17 protein-coding genes are annotated in these 18,405 nt (G+C 70.0%); 16 read left to right on the forward strand and 1 reads right to left on the reverse strand.

Annotation, left to right across the window (positions count from 1 at the left end; all coding sequences use genetic code 11):
- The first annotated feature begins 87 nt into the window (after positions 1–87).
- The 10 genes from pgsA (at position 88) to ASC64_RS06440 (ending at position 8,688) form a co-directional block, all read left to right on the forward strand.
- On the forward strand, positions 88–711 hold the full coding sequence (gene pgsA / locus ASC64_RS06395; protein ID WP_056906716.1) for a phosphatidylinositol phosphate synthase: 624 nt from the start codon (positions 88–90) through the stop codon (positions 709–711).
- Between the two features lie 75 nt (positions 712–786).
- Positions 787–1,695 (forward strand): pyridoxal 5'-phosphate synthase lyase subunit PdxS, encoded by a 909-nt coding sequence (pdxS, locus tag ASC64_RS06400; protein ID WP_056906717.1) that lies wholly within the window; start codon positions 787–789, stop codon positions 1,693–1,695.
- Positions 1,689–2,291 (forward strand): pyridoxal 5'-phosphate synthase glutaminase subunit PdxT, encoded by a 603-nt coding sequence (pdxT, locus tag ASC64_RS06405; protein WP_200937488.1) that lies wholly within the window; start codon positions 1,689–1,691, stop codon positions 2,289–2,291. The genes pdxS and pdxT overlap by 7 nt, the downstream gene beginning before the upstream one ends.
- A gap of 37 nt (positions 2,292–2,328) precedes the next feature.
- Positions 2,329–3,102, forward strand: coding sequence for a YebC/PmpR family DNA-binding transcriptional regulator (locus tag ASC64_RS06410; RefSeq protein ID WP_056906719.1), 774 nt, complete (start codon positions 2,329–2,331; stop codon positions 3,100–3,102).
- A gap of 98 nt (positions 3,103–3,200) precedes the next feature.
- A complete protein-coding gene (ruvC, locus tag ASC64_RS06415) occupies positions 3,201–3,746 on the forward strand; it encodes a crossover junction endodeoxyribonuclease RuvC (RefSeq protein WP_056906720.1) in 546 nt (181 codons plus the stop codon).
- Positions 3,743–4,342: a Holliday junction branch migration protein RuvA gene (gene ruvA, locus ASC64_RS06420; protein ID WP_056906721.1), complete on the forward strand. Its 600-nt coding sequence runs from the start codon at positions 3,743–3,745 to the stop codon at positions 4,340–4,342. Before ruvC ends, ruvA begins: the two co-directional genes overlap by 4 nt.
- Positions 4,343–4,358: 16 nt before the next feature.
- Entirely contained in the window at positions 4,359–5,453 is a 1,095-nt protein-coding gene (ruvB, locus tag ASC64_RS06425) for a Holliday junction branch migration DNA helicase RuvB (protein ID WP_056906722.1), read from the forward strand.
- A gap of 79 nt (positions 5,454–5,532) precedes the next feature.
- Complete coding sequence (gene yajC / locus ASC64_RS06430) at positions 5,533–5,826, forward strand: preprotein translocase subunit YajC (RefSeq protein ID WP_056906723.1); 294 nt, start codon at positions 5,533–5,535, stop codon at positions 5,824–5,826.
- Positions 5,819–6,367, forward strand: a complete 549-nt coding sequence (locus ASC64_RS06435) for an adenine phosphoribosyltransferase (protein ID WP_056906724.1) — start codon at positions 5,819–5,821, stop codon at positions 6,365–6,367. Before yajC ends, ASC64_RS06435 begins: the two co-directional genes overlap by 8 nt.
- Before the next feature lie 29 nt (positions 6,368–6,396).
- Complete coding sequence (locus ASC64_RS06440) at positions 6,397–8,688, forward strand: RelA/SpoT family protein (RefSeq protein ID WP_235563557.1); 2,292 nt, start codon at positions 6,397–6,399, stop codon at positions 8,686–8,688.
- Positions 8,689–8,913: 225 nt separating this feature from the next.
- Here the strand turns inward: ASC64_RS06440 and ASC64_RS06445 are convergent, their stop codons facing one another.
- A complete protein-coding gene (locus ASC64_RS06445) occupies positions 8,914–10,176 on the reverse strand; it encodes a DUF349 domain-containing protein (protein WP_082550255.1) in 1,263 nt (420 codons plus the stop codon).
- A 113-nt stretch (positions 10,177–10,289) separates the two neighbouring features.
- Here ASC64_RS06445 and ASC64_RS06450 point away from each other — a divergent pair, with 113 nt between their 5' ends.
- The 6 genes from ASC64_RS06450 (at position 10,290) to ASC64_RS06475 (ending at position 18,400) form a co-directional block, all read left to right on the forward strand.
- Positions 10,290–11,003, forward strand: a complete 714-nt coding sequence (locus ASC64_RS06450; protein ID WP_056906725.1) for an MBL fold metallo-hydrolase — start codon at positions 10,290–10,292, stop codon at positions 11,001–11,003.
- Positions 11,004–11,015: 12 nt separating this feature from the next.
- The gene (gene hisS / locus ASC64_RS06455; RefSeq protein WP_056906726.1) at positions 11,016–12,413 is read left to right on the forward strand and encodes a histidine--tRNA ligase; all 1,398 of its coding nucleotides are present in this window, start codon (positions 11,016–11,018) and stop codon (positions 12,411–12,413) included.
- On the forward strand, positions 12,410–14,188 hold the full coding sequence (aspS, locus tag ASC64_RS06460) for an aspartate--tRNA ligase (protein ID WP_056906727.1): 1,779 nt from the start codon (positions 12,410–12,412) through the stop codon (positions 14,186–14,188). The genes hisS and aspS overlap by 4 nt, the downstream gene beginning before the upstream one ends.
- Before the next feature lie 164 nt (positions 14,189–14,352).
- Positions 14,353–15,387, forward strand: coding sequence for an ABC transporter permease (locus ASC64_RS06465; RefSeq protein ID WP_056906728.1), 1,035 nt, complete (start codon positions 14,353–14,355; stop codon positions 15,385–15,387).
- An 80-nt stretch (positions 15,388–15,467) separates the two neighbouring features.
- Positions 15,468–17,240 carry an ABC transporter substrate-binding protein gene (locus tag ASC64_RS06470; protein ID WP_056906729.1) on the forward strand — a complete coding sequence of 591 codons (1,773 nt, stop codon included), beginning with the start codon at positions 15,468–15,470 and terminating at the stop codon, positions 17,238–17,240.
- A gap of 149 nt (positions 17,241–17,389) precedes the next feature.
- The gene (locus ASC64_RS06475) at positions 17,390–18,400 is read left to right on the forward strand and encodes an ABC transporter permease (protein WP_056906730.1); all 1,011 of its coding nucleotides are present in this window, start codon (positions 17,390–17,392) and stop codon (positions 18,398–18,400) included.
- Positions 18,401–18,405: the final 5 nt, after the last annotated feature.

Raw genomic sequence — 18,405 nt, forward strand, 5'->3', positions numbered from 1 at the left:
TTGGTCACCACCAGCCAGCGCCGGTGAGGCTATCCAACCGGATGTGCCGCCCCTCCACTCGCGGCGCGCGCCGGGTAGCCTGCGGCCGTGCTCGATCGGTTCAAGGCCTTCTGGCAGGGCAAGGCGCTCGCGCCCTTCATCAACCTGTTCATCCGTCTCGGCGTCAGCCCCGACGTGGTGACGCTGGTCGGCACGCTCGGCGTGAGCTTCGGCGCGCTGTTCTTCTTCGCCCAGGGCTGGGTGTGGCAGGGCGTCCTGTTCATCACCGCGTTCGTCTTCAGCGACCTCATCGATGGCGCGATGGCGCGCAAGACGGGTCGCACGGACGACTTCGGCGCGTTCCTGGACTCCACGCTCGACCGCGTCGCCGACGGCGCGCTGTTCGGCGGCCTGGCGCTCTTCTTCGCCTGGCACCACGAGAGCCGCCTCTACCTCGCGCTGTGCCTGGTGATCCTCGTGATGGGTGCCGTGACGTCCTACGCCCGCGCGAAGGCCGACCACCTCGGCTACGACGCCAAGGTCGGCATCGCCGAGCGCCCCGACCGCCTCGTGGGCATGCTCGTCCCGGCGTTCTTCGCCGACCTCTTCGACGTCTGGGTCCTGCTCTACGTCGCCCTGTGGGCGCTCGCGATCGCCGCCACCGTCACGGTCGCCCAGCGCATCTGGGTCGTCCGCCGCCAGGCGCTCGCCCGGGCCGCCACCGGCGCCTGACCAAGCGCTCGACCACCGTGGATCACGGCCGGTCCCGATGCATCCTTTGGGATGAGGCAGCACTACGATCGAGGCATGGCTGAGCACACCACCGAGACCCCCATCGAGCACGGCACGAGCCGCGTCAAGCGCGGCATGGCCGAGATGCTCAAGGGCGGCGTCATCATGGACGTCGTCAACGCCGAGCAGGCCAAGATCGCCGAGGACGCCGGCGCGGTCGCCGTGATGGCGCTCGAGCGCGTGCCGGCCGACATCCGCGCCCAGGGCGGCGTCTCGCGCATGAGCGACCCCGACATGATCGACGGCATCATCGAGGCCGTCTCGATCCCGGTCATGGCCAAGGCCCGCATCGGCCACTTCGCCGAGGCGCAGGTCCTGCAGTCGCTCGGCGTCGACTACATCGACGAGTCCGAGGTGCTCACCCCGGCCGACTACACCAACCACATCGACAAGTGGGCCTTCACCGTCCCGTTCGTGTGCGGTGCGACCAACCTCGGCGAGGCCCTGCGCCGCATCACCGAGGGCGCGGCGATGATCCGCTCCAAGGGTGAGGCCGGCACCGGCGACGTCTCCAACGCCGTGACCCACATGCGCACCATCCGCGGGGAGCTCAACCGCCTGCACGGCATGGCCGAGGACGAGCTCTACGTCGCGGCCAAGGAGCTCCAGGCCCCCTACGAGCTGGTCAAGGAGGTCGCGGCCGCGGGCAAGCTCCCGGTCGTCCTCTTCACCGCCGGCGGCATCGCCACCCCGGCCGACGCCGCGATGATGATGGAGCTCGGCGCCGAGGGCGTCTTCGTCGGATCGGGCATCTTCAAGTCCGGCAACCCGGCCCAGCGCGCCGAGGCCATCGTCAAGGCGACGACCTTCTTCGACGACCCCGACGTCGTCGCCAAGGTCTCCCGTGGCCTGGGTGAGGCCATGGTGGGCATCAACGTCGACGAGATCCCCCAGCCGCACCGCCTGGCCGAGCGCGGTTGGTGAGCCGACCCACCATCGGCGTGCTCGCCCTCCAGGGCGACGTCCGCGAGCACCTCGCCGCACTCGACACGCTGGGTGCCGACCCGATCACCGTACGACGACCTGCCGAGCTCGCCGCGTGCGACGGACTGGTCATCCCGGGCGGGGAGTCCACGACGATGGCCAAGCTGGCCCGGATCTTCGACCTGCTCGAGCCGCTGCGCGAGGCCGTGCGCGGCGGGCTGCCGGCGTTCGGGACGTGTGCCGGGATGATCATGCTGGCCGACCGCATCGAGGACGGCGCGGCTGGCCAGGAGACGATCGGCGGGCTCCACCTGACCGTGCGCCGCAACGCCTTCGGGCGCCAGGTCGACTCCTTCGAGGAGGACCTCCACCTCGACGGGCTCACCGACCCGGTCCGCGCCGTGTTCATCCGCGCCCCGTGGGTCGAGTCGGTCGAGGCCGACGTGGAGGTGCTGGCACGGGTCGAGGACGGACCCGCCGCGGGTAGGATCGTCGCGGTGCGTCAAGGCCCCCTGATGGCGACCTCGTTCCATCCCGAGGTCGGCAGCGACCACCGCGTCCACGGCATGTTCGTGGACCTGGTGCGCTCGGCCTGAGCATCCCGTTCGGATCGTCGAGAAGATAGAGGGACCCATGTCAGGCCACTCCAAGTGGGCAACGACCAAGCACAAGAAGGCCGCGATCGACGCCAAGCGCGGCAAGCTCTTCGCGAAGCTGATCAAGAACATCGAGGTCGCGGCGAAGCAGGGCGGCGGCGACCCCGCCGGCAACCCGACCCTCTACGACGCCATCCAGAAGGCCAAGAAGAGCTCGGTCCCCAACAAGAACATCGACTCCGCGGTCAAGCGCGGCTCCGGCGCCGAGTCCGGTGGCGTCGACTACCAGGGCATCTCCTACGAGGTCTACGGACCGCAGGGCGTCGCCTTCCTCGTCGAGTGCCTCACCGACAACAAGAACCGTGCCGCGATGGAGGTCCGCACCGCGGTCACCCGCAACGGCGGCACCATGGCCGACCCCGGCTCGGTCTCGCGCCTGTTCACGCGCAAGGGCATCGTCGTGGTGCCCAAGGCGCAGGAGACCCGTGAGGTCACCGAGGACGACGTGCTCGAGGCCACGCTCGACGCCGGCGCCGAGGAGGTCAACGACCTCGACGACGCCTTCCAGGTGCAGAGCGAGGCCACGGACGTCGTCGACGTGCGCACCGCGCTCCAGGACGCCGGCATCGACTACGACTCCGCCGACGTGGAGTGGATCGCCAGCATGGAGATCCCGGTCGACGCCGAGGGCGCGGGCAAGGTGCTGCGCCTCGTCGACGCCCTCGAGGACCTCGACGACGTCCAGGACGTCTTCACCAACGTCGACATCCCGGCCGACGTGATGGCCGAGCTCGAGTCCGCCGACGCCTGACGCCCGCCGCGTGTCGTACGCCCTCGTGCGCCGCCGCCGGGTTAGCGTGGTCCGCACGAACATGTGTTCGGACGGACGGTCAGGAGAGGGGTGACGCGGTGCGCGTGCTAGGCATCGACCCCGGGCTGACCCGGTGCGGCGTGGGGGTCGTCGACGGCAGCGTCGGCCGGCCCCTGTCGATGGTCGACGTCGGGGTGATCCGCACCAGCTCGACGCTCCCGATCGCCCAACGTCTCGTCACCATCGAGAAGGGCCTGGACGCCTGGATCGAGGAGCACCGGCCCGACGCGGTCGCCGTGGAGCGGGTGTTCGCCCGCTCCGACTCCAGCACGATCATGGGCACCGCCCAGGCCAGCGGCATCGCCCTGGTGGTCGCGGCCCGCCGCGGACTGCCGATCGCGATGCACACCCCCAGCGAGGTCAAGGCCGCCGTCTCCGGCAACGGCCGCGCCGACAAGGCGCAGGTCGGCGCCATGGTGGTGCGCATCCTGCGCCTGACCGAGCTGCCCAAGCCCGCCGACGCCGCCGATGCGCTGGCGCTGGCCATCACCCACGTGTGGCGGGGCTCCGCCCACAACCGGATCGAGGCCGCGGCCGCGCAGGCCCGCGCCGCCCAGAGGAAGACCACGGTGAGGACCCGATGATCGCCTTCGTCCGCGGCGAGGTCGCCGCCGTCACGCTCAACAGTGCCGTGCTGGAGGTGGGCGGTGTCGGGCTGGAGCTGATGTGCACCCCGGGCACGCTCGCCACCCTGCGCGTCGGCCGCCCTGCGACCCTGCCCACCAGCATGGTCGTGCGCGAGGACAGCCTGACGATCTTCGGCTTCCTCGACGAGGACGAGAAGCAGGTCTTCGAGATCGTGCAGACCGCCTCGGGGGTCGGCCCCAAGGTCGCCCAGGCCATCGTCGCCGTCATGCGCCCCGACGACGTACGACGTGCCATCGCCGCGGAGGACGTCAAGGCGCTCACCCGGGTCCCGGGCATCGGCCAGAAGGGCGCCCAGCGCATCATCCTCGAGCTCAAGGACCGCATCGGCCCGCCGGTCGGTGCCCACCACCCGGCCGCCGTCGTGGCTGTCGGCGCGCCGTGGAAGGACCAGGTCCAGCAGGGCCTGGTCGGCCTCGGCTGGTCGGCCAAGGAGGCGGACAAGGCGATCGAGGCGGTCGCGCCCGAGGCAGGCGACCAGCCCGACGTCGGTGCGCTGCTGCGCTCGGCCCTGCGCACGCTGAGCAAGGCCTGAGCAGGCAGGTGCAGCGATGAACTGGGACGACGACACCGACCTCGACGAGGTCGAGCTCACCGGGGCCGAGCTCGGCCACCTCCAGCGGCTCACCGACGCCGACGCCGATGGCGACGAGCGGGCGGTCGAGGCCGCGCTGCGCCCCAAGACCCTCGATGAGGTGGTCGGCCAGGTCCGCGTGCGCGACCAGCTCGGGCTGGTCCTCGAGGCCGCCCGCCGCCGCGGCCGGGCTCCCGACCACGTGCTGCTCTCCGGACCTCCCGGGCTCGGCAAGACGACCCTCGCGATGATCATCGCCGCCGAGATGAGCACGCCGCTGCGGCTGACGAGCGGCCCCGCCATCACGCACGCCGGCGACCTCGCCGCGATCCTGTCCGGCCTCAACGAGGGCGACGTCCTCTTCGTCGACGAGATCCACCGGATGTCGCGGCCGGCCGAGGAGATGCTCTACATGGCCATGGAGGACTTCCGCGTCGACGTGGTCATCGGCAAGGGTCCCGGCGCGACGGCGATCCCGCTCGAGATCCCGCCGTTCACCATGGTCGGGGCCACCACGCGCGCGGGCCTGCTCCCCGGGCCGCTGCGCGACCGCTTCGGCTTCACCGCGCACCTGGAGTTCTACGAGCCCGACGAGCTCGACCAGATCGTGCACCGCTCCGCCGGGCTGCTGGGCGTGCACCTCACCGCCGACGGCTCCAGCGAGATCGCCTCCCGCTCACGCGGCACGCCGCGCATCGCCAACCGGCTGCTGCGCCGGGTCCGCGACTACGCCCAGGTCCGCGCCGACGGCATCCTGACCCTGCCCGTCGCCCAGTCGGCGCTCGAGCTGTTCGAGGTCGACGAGTCCGGTCTCGACCGTCTCGACCGGGCCGTGCTCGACGTGCTCTGCCGGCGCTTCGGCGGAGGGCCGGTCGGCATCTCGACGCTGGCGGTCGCCGTGGGGGAGGAGCGCGAGACCGTCGAGGAGGTCGCCGAGCCCTTCCTGGTGCGCACCGGGATGCTGGCGCGCACCCCGCGAGGTCGCGTCGCCACCCCGGCCGCGTGGCACCACCTCGGCCTCACGCCGCCGGCGATGCCGACCGTCGACTCGACGCTCTTCGACGAGGTGTGAGTCGCGGATGTCCGCCGCGTAGACTCACGCGCTCACCCCGCGACCTCACCCCCGCGACGATCCGAGGAGATCCCCGACCGTGAACGACCTCGCCGCCCTCCTGCCCCTGGTGGCCATCCTGGCCCTGTTCTGGTTCATGGTGATCCGCCCCCAGCAGCGCCGCCAGCGGGAGGTCACCGCCCTCCAGAACAGCATCGAGGTCGGCCAGCGGGTGATGATGTCCTCGGGCATCTTCGGCACCGTCACCTCGGTCACCGACGACACCGCACGCCTCCAGATCGCGCCCGGCACCGAGATCGAGATCGCCCGCGCGGCGATCGCCAAGGTCGAGTCCTCGATCCAGGACCTCGGCCAGGACCCCGGCGATGCCTGACCGGCGTACGGCCCAGGAGGCGCTGCGACGCCTCACCGTCGACGTCCAGGACTGGCCCGAGGAGGGCGTCACCTTCAAGGACATCACGCCCGTCCTCGCCGACCACCACGCGTTCTCCGCGATCATCACCGCGCTCGCGGCCGCCGGTCGCGACGACCACGGCACGGTCGTGGTCGACAAGGTCGTCGGGATGGAGGCCCGCGGGTTCATCCTCGCGGCTCCGGTCGCGCTGGCCCTCGGCATCGGCTTCGTGCCCATCCGCAAGGCCGGCAAGCTGCCCCGCGCCACGCACGCCGTCTCCTACTCGCTGGAGTACGGCGAGGCGACCCTCGAGGTGCACCGTGACGGCATCGCGCCGGGCGAGCGGGTCCTGATGGTCGACGACGTGCTCGCCACCGGCGGCACCGCCGACGCGACCCGCCAGCTCATCGAGCTGTGCGGCGGCACGGCCACCGGAGCGTCCGTGCTCATGGAGCTGGGCTTCCTCGAGCCGCGCTCGGTGACCGGCGACCTGCCGATCAGCACCCTGCTGACCATCTGACCTGCGCGACCGCTCACTAGACTGACCTCATGGCCGAGGACCAGGTGCCTGCGCAGGAGCCCAAGGGGGCGGCCCTGACCGCTCGTGGCATGCGCGCCCGCCTGGCCCGTGTCGGCACCAGGCCCCCGTCGTCCAACCCGGTGCTGGAGCCGCTCTTCCGCGCCGTCCGGGCCAACCACCCCAAGGCCGACCTCGCCCTCCTCGAGCGCGCCTACGCCGTCGCCGACAAGTGGCACACCGGCCAGATGCGCAAGAGCGGCGACCCCTACATCACCCATCCGCTCGCGGTCACCACCATCCTGGCCGACATCGGCATGACGGAGCCGACGCTCGTCGCGGCACTCCTGCACGACACGGTCGAGGACACGGCCTACACCCTCGACGAGCTGCGCTCCGACTTCGGCGACGAGGTCGCGGTCCTCGTCGATGGCGTGACCAAGCTCGACAAGGTGCAGTACGGCGACTCGGCGCAGGCCGAGACGATCCGCAAGATGATCGTGGCGATGTCGCGCGACATCCGGGTGCTGGTCATCAAGCTCGCCGACCGGCTGCACAACATGCGCACCCTGCGCTACGTCCCGGCCGCCTCGCAGGAGCGGTCGTCGCGCGAGACCCTCGACATCTACGCGCCGCTGGCCCATCGGCTCGGCATGAACACCCTGAAGTGGGAGCTCGAGGACCTCGCCTTCGCGACGCTGCACCCGAAGATCTACGACGAGATCGTGCGGATGGTCGCCGAGCGGGCGCCCTCGCGCGACCAGTTCCTCGCCGAGGTGGTCGCCGAGATCGAGCACGACCTCAAGGCGTCGCGCATCCACGCGAAGGTCACCGGACGGCCCAAGCACTACTACTCGATCTACCAGAAGATGATCGTCGGCGGCCGCGACTTCTCCGACATCTACGACCTCGTCGGCATCCGCATCCTCGTCGACGAGGACCGCGACTGCTACAGCGCGCTCGGCGTCATCCACTCGCGCTGGAACCCGGTCCTGGGCCGGTTCAAGGACTACGTCGCGATGCCGAAGTTCAACATGTACCAGTCGCTGCACACGACGGTCATCGGCCCGCAGGGCAAGCCGGTCGAGGTGCAGATCCGCACGTTCGCCCAGCACCGCCGCGCCGAGTACGGCGTCGCGGCCCACTGGAAGTACAAGGAGAACACCAAGGCCGGCGTCGACACCGACAAGCTCGGCGACAAGGACGACCTGACCTGGCTGCGGCAGCTCCTCGACTGGCAGAGCGAGGTCGAGGACCCGGGCGAGTTCCTGGAGTCCCTGCGCTTCGAGATGAACCAGCAGCAGGTCTACGTCTTCACCCCGCGCGGCGACGTCATCCCGCTGCCGATGGGGGCGACGCCTGTCGACTTCGCCTACGCCGTGCACACCGAGGTGGGCCACCACACCATCGGCTCGCGGGTCAACGGCCGCCTGGTGCCGCTGGAGTCCACGCTCGACAACGGCGACGTGGTCGAGGTCTTCACCTCCAAGTCGCCGACCTCGGGTCCGTCGCGCGACTGGCTCAACTTCGTCCAGTCGCCGCGCGCCCGGTCCAAGATCCGCCAGTGGTTCACCAAGGAGCGGCGCGAGGAGGCGATCGAGCGCGGCAAGGACCAGATCGCCAAGCTGATGCGCAAGGAGGGCCTGCCCCTCACGCGCCTGATGACCCACGACGTGCTGGCGCTGGTCGCCGAGCACTTCCACCACGCCGACGTCTCTGCCCTCTACGCCGCCGTCGGCGAGGGCAACCTCAGCGCGCAGGCCGTCGTACGACGCGTCATCGACCTCCACGGTGGCGACGACGGCGCCCAGGAGGACATGTCCGAGGGCGTGACCATCACCGGCCGCTCGCGGGCGGCCGCCAAGCGTGGCCCGACCGACTCCGGCGTCATCGTGCCGGGCGTCGACGACCTGTGGGTCAAGCTCGCCAAGTGCTGCACGCCCGTGCCGCCCGACCCGATCCTCGGCTTCGTGACCAAGGGCGGGGGAGTCTCGGTGCACCGCAAGGACTGCACCAACGCCTCCAGCCTGCTCGGCCAGCCCGAGCGCGTGCTCGAGGTCGAGTGGGCGCCGACCTCCCAGTCGACGTTCCTGGTCAACATCCAGGTCGAGGCCCTCGACCGCGCCCGCCTGCTCTCCGACATCACGATGGCGCTCTCCGACGCCCACGTGAACATCCTCAGCGCCACCCTCTCCACCACCCGCGACCGGGTCGCCAAGAGCCGCTTCTCCTTCGAGATGGCCGACGCCGCCCACCTCGACGGCGTCCTGCGCGCCGTACGCGCCGTCCCCGGCGTCTTCGACGCCTACCGCGTCACGGCTTGATTGGCGCTCGCTCCGCTCGCGCGTGCTCGGCGCCCCTGAAGACGTCGTCTTCCCTCGTCGCTCCCGAGCTGCCTCGCTGCGCTCGTCGCGCTCACTCGCTCCTCAGTCCAGACGACGTCGGGCGCCGAGCGCGCGTGTTGGGCAGGGCGGGCACTGCCACCGTTGGTCGAGGAGGTCGCGCAGCGACCGTCACGAGACCCGGCCACCACGCGGAGCGAGCGCCGACTATCCGAAGTCGGCGGCGGCCTTCTTGGCCATGTCGAGGAAGGCCTGCTTGTTCGCGAGCTCACCCTCGAGGTCCTTGACCTTGCGGTCGTCGCCGGCGGCGGAGGCCTTGTCGAGCTTGGCCTGCGTCTCGGCGATGCCCGCCTCGAGCTTGCCGATCATGTCGTCCGCGCGGGCCGACTTCTCCGGGTCGCTGCGGCTCCACTGCTCGTCCTCGACGGCACGGATGGCCTGCTCCACCTTGCGGATGCGGCCCTCGAGCTCCTTCATGCGGTCGCGGGGGACCTTGCCGGCGGCGTCCCAGCGGTCGGCGAGGTCGCGGAAGGTCTTCTTCGCCGCCTCGAGGTCGGCCACCGGGACGAGGGCCTCGGCCTCGACCAGGATCTGCTCCTTGACCTCGGCGTTGGCGGCGAACTCCTGGTCGAGGGCGGCGTTGGCCGCGTCGCGAGCACCGAAGAACGTGTCCTGGGCCCCGCGGAACCGCTGCCAGAGCTTGTCGTCGACCTCGCGCGGCGCGGGGCCGGCGGCCTTCCACTCGCGCATCAGGTCGCGGTAGCGGCCGGCGGTGGGCCCCCACTCGGTCGAGGAGGACAGCGACTCGGCCTCGGTGGCGAGCCGTTCCTTGATGACGCGGGCGCTGTCGCGGCGCTCGTGCTCCTCGGCGAAGTGCGCCTTGCGGTGCCGGGTGTACGTCGTACGGGCGGTGGAGAAGCGCCGCCACAGCGCGTCGTCGGTGGCGCGGTCGAGCCGGGGGAGCTCCTTCCACGTCGCCAGCAGCTCGCGGAGCCGGTTGGCGCCGTTGCGCCAGTCGGTGCCCTCGGCGAGGCGCTCGGCCTCGGCGACGAGCTTCTCCTTCTCCGCCTTGGACTCCGCGCTCTTCTGGGCGCGCTCCTCGCGGCGGGCCGCGCGCTGGGTCGCGATCACCGGTGCCAGGGCGTCCAGGCGGCCGGCGAGGGAGACGAGGTCGCCGACCGCGTGCGCGTCCACGACCTGCTCGCGCAGCGACTTGATCGAGGCGGTGGCCTCCTCGGGCGCCAACCGGCCCGAGGCCACGCGCTGCTCGAGCAGGTGGACCTTTCCCTCCAGCTCCTCGAAGCGCTTGGTGAAGAACTCGAGGGCCTCGGCCGGCGTGCCGGCTTCGTAGGACCCCACGGATCGTTCGCCATCGGCGGTGCGGACGTAGACGGTGCCGTCCTCGGCCACCCGACCCCAGGGCATCTCAGCCGGGGCCGCGTCGTCTCGGGACTGCTTGTCGGCGCTCATGGTCGCCCATCGTAGTCATGGCGCGGAGGGCCCTCGGTAGGCTTCCCACCGAGGAAACGCCTGACCCGTGACGACAGGTCACGACACGCCACGACAAGCAAGGACTGACGCCCGTGTTCATCGCCGGCTTCCCCGCCGGACCCTGGGGGACCAACTGCTACGTCGTCGCGACCGGTCCCGGGGCCGAGTGCGTGGTCATCGACCCGGGCAAGGACGCCGCCGCGGGCGTCGACCAAGTGGTGCGCGAGCACCGGCTCAAGCCGGTCAGCGTGCTGGTCACGCACGGCCACGTCGACCACATGTGGTGCGTCGCCCCCGTGGCCGGCACCTACGACGCGACGGCGTGGATCCACCCCAGCGGCCGGCACCTGCTCACCGACCCGATGGCCGGGATGAGCCGCGAGACCACCCAGATGCTCCTCGGCGGCGCCTACGAGTGGGCCGAGCCCGACGACGTGCGCGAGCTGTCCGACCTCGCCGAGCTCGAGCTCGCCGGACTCCGGTTCGTCGTCGACCACACACCGGGGCACACCGAGGGGTCCGTGACGTTCCGTACGCCCTACGCCCAGCAGGACGTCTCCGAGGTGATGTTCTCCGGCGACCTGCTCTTCGCGGGGTCGATCGGCCGGACCGACCTCCCCGGCGGTGACCACGCCACGATGCTGCGCAGCCTGACCGACAAGGTGCTCCCGCTGGCCGACGACATCGTGGTCCTGCCGGGCCACGGCGAGCAGACGTCCATCGGCCGTGAGCGCACCACCAACCCCTACCTGCTCGACCTGCAGGACGGGCAGGGACCCGTCGGCCGGGTCACGCGAGGACACTGAAGAGATGACGAGATGAGCAAGATCAACCCGCTGAGCGGGTTCCCCGAGCTGCTGCCTGCGCAGCGTGCCGTCGAGCGCGAGGTCATCGCGTCGCTGTCGCACACCTTCGAGCTGCACGGCTTCGCCAACATCGAGACCCGCGTCGTCGAGCCGATCGAGCGGCTCGCCAAGGGCGGTGAGGTCGACAAGGAGATCTACGTCCTGCAGCGCATCGCGGCCGAGCCCGACGCGAAGGCCGAGCTCGGCCTGCACTTCGACCTCACCGTGCCCTTCGCGCGCTACGTCCTCGAGCACGCCGGGCACCTCGAGTTCCCGTTCCGCCGCTTCCAGATCCAGCCGGCCTGGCGCGGCGAGCGCCCTCAGGAGGGCCGCTACCGCCAGTTCACCCAGGCCGACGTCGACATCGTGGGGCGCGACGAGCTGCCGTTCCACCACGACGTCGAGGTGATGTCGGTGATGGTCGACGCCCTCGCCGGCCTGCCGATCCCGCGCCTGTCGTTCCAGTTCAACAACCGCAAGCTGATCCAGGGCTTCTACCGCGGGCTCGGCATCGACGACGTCACCGACGCGATCCGTGTCATCGACAAGCTCGACAAGCTCCCTGCCGACGAGGTCGCCGCGATGCTCGTCGAGCGCGTCGGCACCACGCCCGAGCAGGCACAGCAATGCCTGGAGCTGGCCACCATCCGGGTCGACGACACCTCGTTCGTCGAGCGGGTGCGTGCTCTCGGCGTCTCCGACGACCTGCTCGACCAGGGCCTCGAGGAGCTCGCCGCGGTGGTCGAGGGCTGCAAGGCCGTCGCCGGCGACCGCGTCGGCGTGGAGGCCAACCTCCGCATCGCCCGCGGCCTCGACTACTACACCGGCACCGTCGTCGAGGTCTTCATGGAGGGCTACGAGCGGCTCAAGTCCGTCGGCGGGGGAGGGCGCTACGACGCCCTCGCCAGCGACGGGCGTACGACGTACCCCGGCGTCGGCGTCTCCTTCGGCGTCTCCCGGTCGCTCATCCCGCTCATCGCCGATGGCGTGCTCGCCGGCGACCGGCCCGTGCCCAGCGTCGTGCTGGTCGCGCTCAACGCCGAGGAGGACCGCGCCACCAGCACCGCGATCGCCGCGGCCCTGCGGGCCCGCGACATCGCCTGCGAGGTCGCCCCGACCGCGGCGAAGTTCGGCAAGCAGATCCGCTTCGCCGAGCGACGGGGCATCCCCTTCGTCTGGTTCGTCCGAGCGGGTGGGGATGCCGGCGGGACCAGCCAGGTCAGTCATCAAGTCAAGGACATCCGCACCGGTGACCAGGTCGACGCCGACCCGGCCACGTGGACCCCGCCGGAGGCAGACCTCCGGCCCCGCATCATCAGCACCGTCACCCCCACCAGCGACACCCCCAGCACTTCAGAGGAGATCCAGTGATCCGCACCCATGACGCCGGCGCCCTGCGCGCCGAGCACGTCGGCCAGACCGTCACGCTCGCCGGGTGGGTGGCGCGGCGGCGCGACCACGGCGGTGTCGCGTTCCTCGACCTCCGCGAGGCCAGCGGTGTGGTGCAGGTCGTCGTCCGCGACGAGGAGGTCGCGCACAGCCTCCGCAGTGAGTACTGCCTCAAGGTGACCGGCGAGGTCGTCGCCCGCAAGGCCGGCAACGAGAACCCCAACCTCGCGACCGGCGAGATCGAGGTCGTGGCCTCGGAGGTGGAGGTCCTCTCGGCCTCCGCGCCGCTGCCCTTCCCGATCGACGACCACATCGAGGTGGGGGAGGAGGCGCGCCTCAAGCACCGCTACCTCGACCTGCGCCGCAGCGGACCCAACGCCGCGCTGCGCCTGCGCAGCAAGATCAACAAGGCCGCCCGCGACGTGCTCGACGAGCGCGGCTTCGTCGAGGTGGAGACGCCGACCCTCACCCGGTCGACCCCCGAGGGCGCCCGCGACTTCCTCGTGCCGGCCCGCCTGGCGCCGGGCAGCTGGTACGCCCTCCCGCAGAGCCCGCAGCTGTTCAAGCAGCTGCTGATGGTCGGCGGCATGGAGCGCTACTTCCAGATCGCTCGCTGCTACCGCGACGAGGACTTCCGTGCCGACCGGCAGCCCGAGTTCACCCAGCTCGACATCGAGATGAGCTTCGTGGACCAGGAGGACGTCATCACGCTGATGGAGGACGTCCTGGAGGCGATGTGGGCGCAGGCCGGTCACACCATCCAGCGGCCCCTGCCGCGGATGACGTACGCCGACGCGATGGCGAGGTACGGCTCCGACAAGCCCGACCTCCGCATGGGCCTCGAGCTCGTCGAGTGCACCGACTACTTCAAGGACACCACGTTCCGCGTCTTCCAGGCGGACTACGTCGGCGCGGTGGTCATGCCGGGCGGCGGCAGCCAGCCGCGCCGGCAGTTCGACGCCTGGCAGGACTGGGCCAAGCAGCGCGGCGCCAAGGGCCTGGCCTACGTCACGATCGCCGAGGACGGCGAGCTCGGAGGACCGGTCGCCAAGAACCTCACCGACGCCGAGCGCGAGGGCCTCGCCGCGCACGTGGGCGCCGACCCGGGCGACTGCATCTTCTTCGCCGCCGGGCCGGTCAAGAGCAGCCGCGCGCTGCTCGGTGCCGCCCGGCTGGAGATCGGCCGCCGCGGCGGCCTGCTCGACGACTCCGAGTTCGCCTTCACCTGGGTGGTCGACGCGCCCCTCTTCGAGCCGAGCTCCGAGGCGGTCGCCAGCGGTGACGTCGCCGTCGGCGCCGGTGCCTGGACCGCCGTGCACCACGCCTTCACCAGCCCCAAGCCGGAGTTCCTCGACACCTTCGACACCGACCCGGGCAGTGCGCTGGCCTACGCCTACGACATCGTCTGCAACGGCAACGAGCTCGGCGGCGGGTCCATCCGTATCCACCGCGGCGACGTCCAGACGCGCGTGTTCAAGGTGATGGGCCTCGACGAGGACGAGGCCCAGGAGAAGTTCGGCTTCCTCCTCGACGCGTTCAAGTACGGCGCGCCGCCGCACGGCGGCATCGCCGTCGGCATGGACCGCATCGTGGCGCTCCTCGCGGGCACCGACTCGATCCGCGACGTGATCGCCTTCCCGAAGTCCGGAGGCGGCTACGACCCCCTCACGGCGGCGCCCGCCCCCATCACGGCGGAGCAGCGCAAGGAAGCCGGTGTGGACGCCACCCCCGCGAAGGACCTCCCGCCCGAGGAGTGAGCCTCCGCAGATTTGGCGGCACGCGTGGGTTAACCGGTCGTAACTGGATCGTTACGCGTCAGTGATCGTGCGTGCGTCGCGGGTCACATAGAGTCCCGTTTCGGCGCAGGCCCCGGGGGACCCCCGGACCACGCCGAACAGTTCCCGAACCAGATGGGGAGAGCATGTCGGCAGAGACCGCAGGGCCGGAGACGCTGGGCTCGTTGAGCACCGAACCGGAGAACCAGGATCCCAACAGCCAGCAGGCCAAGGAGATCGCCGGGAAGTCGCCCATCCGGATCGCGCTCGGCCGCCTGGCCCGCGACAAGATCGCCGTCGTCTGCGCGCTGGTGGTCCTCTTCTTCATCATCTGCGCGGTGTTTGCCGGACCCATCAGCCACCTGTTCGGGGTGAGCCTCGAGACGCCGCTGGCCAGCCAGCGTGTCGACGGCCTCAACAACGGCCTGCCGAAGCCCGAGATGGGTCCGCCCAACGGTCCCTTCACGTGGGACCACCCGATGGGTGTCGCCCCGCGCACTGGTGAGGACAACCTCGCCTACTGGCTCTACGGCTGCCGGGTGTCGCTGACCATCGCCACGACGGCCACCATCTTCGCGAGCCTCGTCGGCGTCGTCGTCGGCCTGCTCTCCGGCTTCCTCGGCGGCACGGTCGACAAGGTCCTCACCTTCTTCATCGACACGTTCCTCACGATCCCCTACCTGCTGGCGGCCCTGACCCTGGCTCCGATCATCAACGAGCGGTTCTCCCTCTCGGACAACTACTCAACGATCCAGAAGACCAGCCTGATCATCGTGCTGGCCACGCTTGGCTGGATGGGCACCGCGCGCCTGATCCGCGGTGAGGTGCTGGCGCTGCGCGAGCGCGAGTTCGTCCAGGCGGCCCGCGTCATGGGCATGCCGACGTCGCGCATCCTCTTCAAGGAGCTGCTGCCCAACCTGGCCGCGCCGATCATCATCAGCGTGTCGCTGATGCTCCCGGCGTTCGTGGCCGCAGAGGCGGGCCTGGCCTACCTCGGCATCGGTGTCACCGACGGCATCAGCTGGGGCCAGACGATCCTCAAGGGCACCAACCTCACCTTCTTCCGTGAGTACCCGCAGTACCTGTGGCAGCCGCTGCTCGGCGTCGTCGCCCTGGTGCTCGCGCTGAACCTCCTCGGTGACGCGCTGCGCGACGCCCTGGACCCCAAGACCCGACGCTGAGCACTCGCCCAGCACGCGGTCGATCGATTGTCGCCGGAGACGCCGTCCTCGGTGAGAAACACAAAGAAAGGCTGGACAGCATGAAGCGGAACAAGCCGCTTGCACTCGTTGCTGGTGCCGCTCTTCTGACGCTCGCTGCCTGTGGTGGCGGCTCGTCGGACGACGGTGGCAGTGACAGTGGCGCAGACAGGAAGTTCGGCGGGCAGGAGGGGGGCACCAAGGACGCAGAGCGTCAGGGTCCCGCTGCCGACGTCGAGGGCGCAACCGCCGGAGGGACCATCACGGTCTACCTCCCCGGCGACCCGGGCCCCGACACGCTCGACCCGACCGGCGGCTGGTCCGTCACGGGCAACTCCATCCAGCAGGCGCTCACGAGCCGCTCGCTGACCCAGTACGCCCGCGACGAGGAGGGCCAGCCCGTGCTGGTTCCGGACCTCGCGACCGACCTGGGCACGCCCAACGACGACTACACGGAGTGGACCTTCACCATCCGTGACGACGCCACGTGGGAGGACGGCAAGCCCGTCACCGCCGAAGAGGTCGCGTTCGGCATCTGCCGCTCGCTCGACTCCGAGGCGTTCCCGTCCGGTCCCGGCACCGAGTACTCGAAGAACTACTTCGACGGTGCAGCCGACTACGAGGGTCCCTACACCGCCAAGGACCCGAAGTGCGACAAGTGGGACGGCATCTCGGTCGACGGCCAGGACATCACCATCAAGATGGCCAAGCCGTTCCCGGACATGGACTACTGGGGCGCCTTCATGGCGATGGGCCCGGCTCCGCTCGGCAACGCCTCCAAGCCGCCGAACTACGGCCAGAAGCCGCTCGCGAACGGCCCCTACAAGGTCGAGAGCTACAAGCCCAACGAGGAGCTCGTCCTCGTGAAGAACGACCAGTGGTCGGCTGACTCGGACCCGGCTCGTCACCAGTACGCCGACGAGTTCATCTTCAAGTTCAACCAGGACCAGGCCAAGGTCGACGAGATCATGCTGTCGGGCAACTCCGACAGCCAGACCGCCGTCTCCACCGGTCTGGGCTCGGACAAGTACAACGACGCCAACGGCCAGCTCGGTGAGCGCCTCGTGCAGCAGACGTCGCAGTGCGTGTCCACGCTGACCCCGGACTACACCAAGATCACCGACATCAACATCCGCAAGGCCCTGGCCTACGCGTACCCCTACGAGGATGTCTGGATCGCCGGCGGCGAGGTCCCGGGCGTGACCCGCATCCCCGCCAACTCGGTGATGCCCCCCGGCATGGCCGGCAAGAAGGAGTTCCAGGTCGACGGTGCGCAGATCACCTACGACCCCGAGAAGTCCAAGGAGCTCCTCGCCGAGGCCGGCTACGGCGACAAGCCGTACCCGATCACGATGGTCTACTACGAGGTCGACCCGCTGGCCAAGGCCACCCAGGACCAGATCACCAAGGGCTACGAGGCCGGTGGCTTCAAGGTCAAGGCCATCCCGGTCCAGGAGTCGCCGTACAACGTGTGGCTCGACCCCGACAACAAGGTCAACAAGACCCTGAACCTGCGCGGCGTCAACTGGTGCTCCGACTGGCCGTCGGGCTCCACGATGATCCCGGCCCTGCTGAAGACCGGTGCGGTCTACAACACGGCGCAGTTCTCCGAGCCGGCGATCGACGACGAGATGGACGCCATCGCGACCATGCCGCTCGACGAGCAGGCCGACGCGTGGGGCGCGCTGGACGAGAAGATCATGACGGAGTACTTCCCGATCATCCCGACCGCGTTCCGCAACGACCTCTTCGTCTTCGGCGAGAAGGTCGGCAACCCGACGGGCGATGGCTCGATCGGTGCGCCGAACTACAAGGACCTGTACGTGATGCAGTGATCCTGGTGCTCCTCTGAGCATCATGTAGTTCCCCAGTAGTACTGACGGGTGGGGGCTCCCGGACCGGGAGCCCCCACTCGCCAGCCCGGACCACGTAGGCTGTCGTGCCTCGGTCCGACTCATCCACCATCCCCGGAGAGTGACCTGCGATGTTCGCGTATGTCGTCAAGAGGCTGATCTCGGGAGTCCTCGTCGTGACGTTGATCTCCATGGCGATCTTCCTGCTGTTCTGGTACGGCCCGTCGAGCCCGGCCCAGCCGATCTGTGACCGTGAGAGCGGCAACCGATGCACCCCGGCGAGGCTCGCGACGTACGAGAAGACGCTGGGTTACGACAACCCCGTCTACGAGGAGTACGGCAAGTTCGTCAAGGGCGTCTTCGTCGGACGGACCCTCACCATCGCCTCGAACGACTACGAGTGCGCGGCGCCGTGCCTCGGCATCAGCTTCCGCACCAAGGCTCCGGTCAAGGAGGAGCTGGTCTCCCGCATGCCGGCGACCTTCTCGATCGCCGTCGGCGGCGCGTTGCTCTACCTGCTCTTCGGCGTCCCCATCGGCGTCGCGGCCGCGCGAAGGCGCGGCAGCCTGGCCGACAAGTCCCTCGTGTCGAGCTTCCTGTTCATCAGCTCGATCCCGTACTACCTCTTCGCCCTGCTCACCTGGCTCTACCTCACGGTGACCTTCGAGGTTCCGCTCTTCTCCAACACCGGCTACTTCTCGCCCATCACCGAGGGCCCGTGGAAGTGGTTCTCCGGCATGTTCCTGGCCTGGGTCGCCCTCGGCATCTTCGGATGCACCCAGTACACGCGTTACACACGCGGTGCGATGGTCGAGTCGCTGAGCGAGGACTACATCCGCACGGCCAAGGCCAAGGGCCTGCCGGCGCGGACGATCATCTACAAGCACGGCCTCCGAGCGGCGCTCGTGCCCGTCGTGACCATCTTCGGCATCGACTTCGGCACGCTGCTGGCCGGCACGATCTTCACCGAGCGGATCTTCGAGATCAAGGGCATCGGCTGGTGGGCCCTCGAGGCCGTCACCGGCAAGGACCTTCCCGTCGTCCAGGCGACGGCCCTCTTCGGTGCCGTCGCGCTGATCATCTCCAACCTGATCGTGGACGTGGTCTACAGCGTCCTCGACCCGAGGGTGAGGCTTTCGTGACCAGT

It is taken from the genome of Nocardioides sp. Root122, from assembly GCF_001425025.1.
Taxonomy (GTDB): Bacteria; Actinomycetota; Actinomycetes; order Propionibacteriales; family Nocardioidaceae; genus Nocardioides.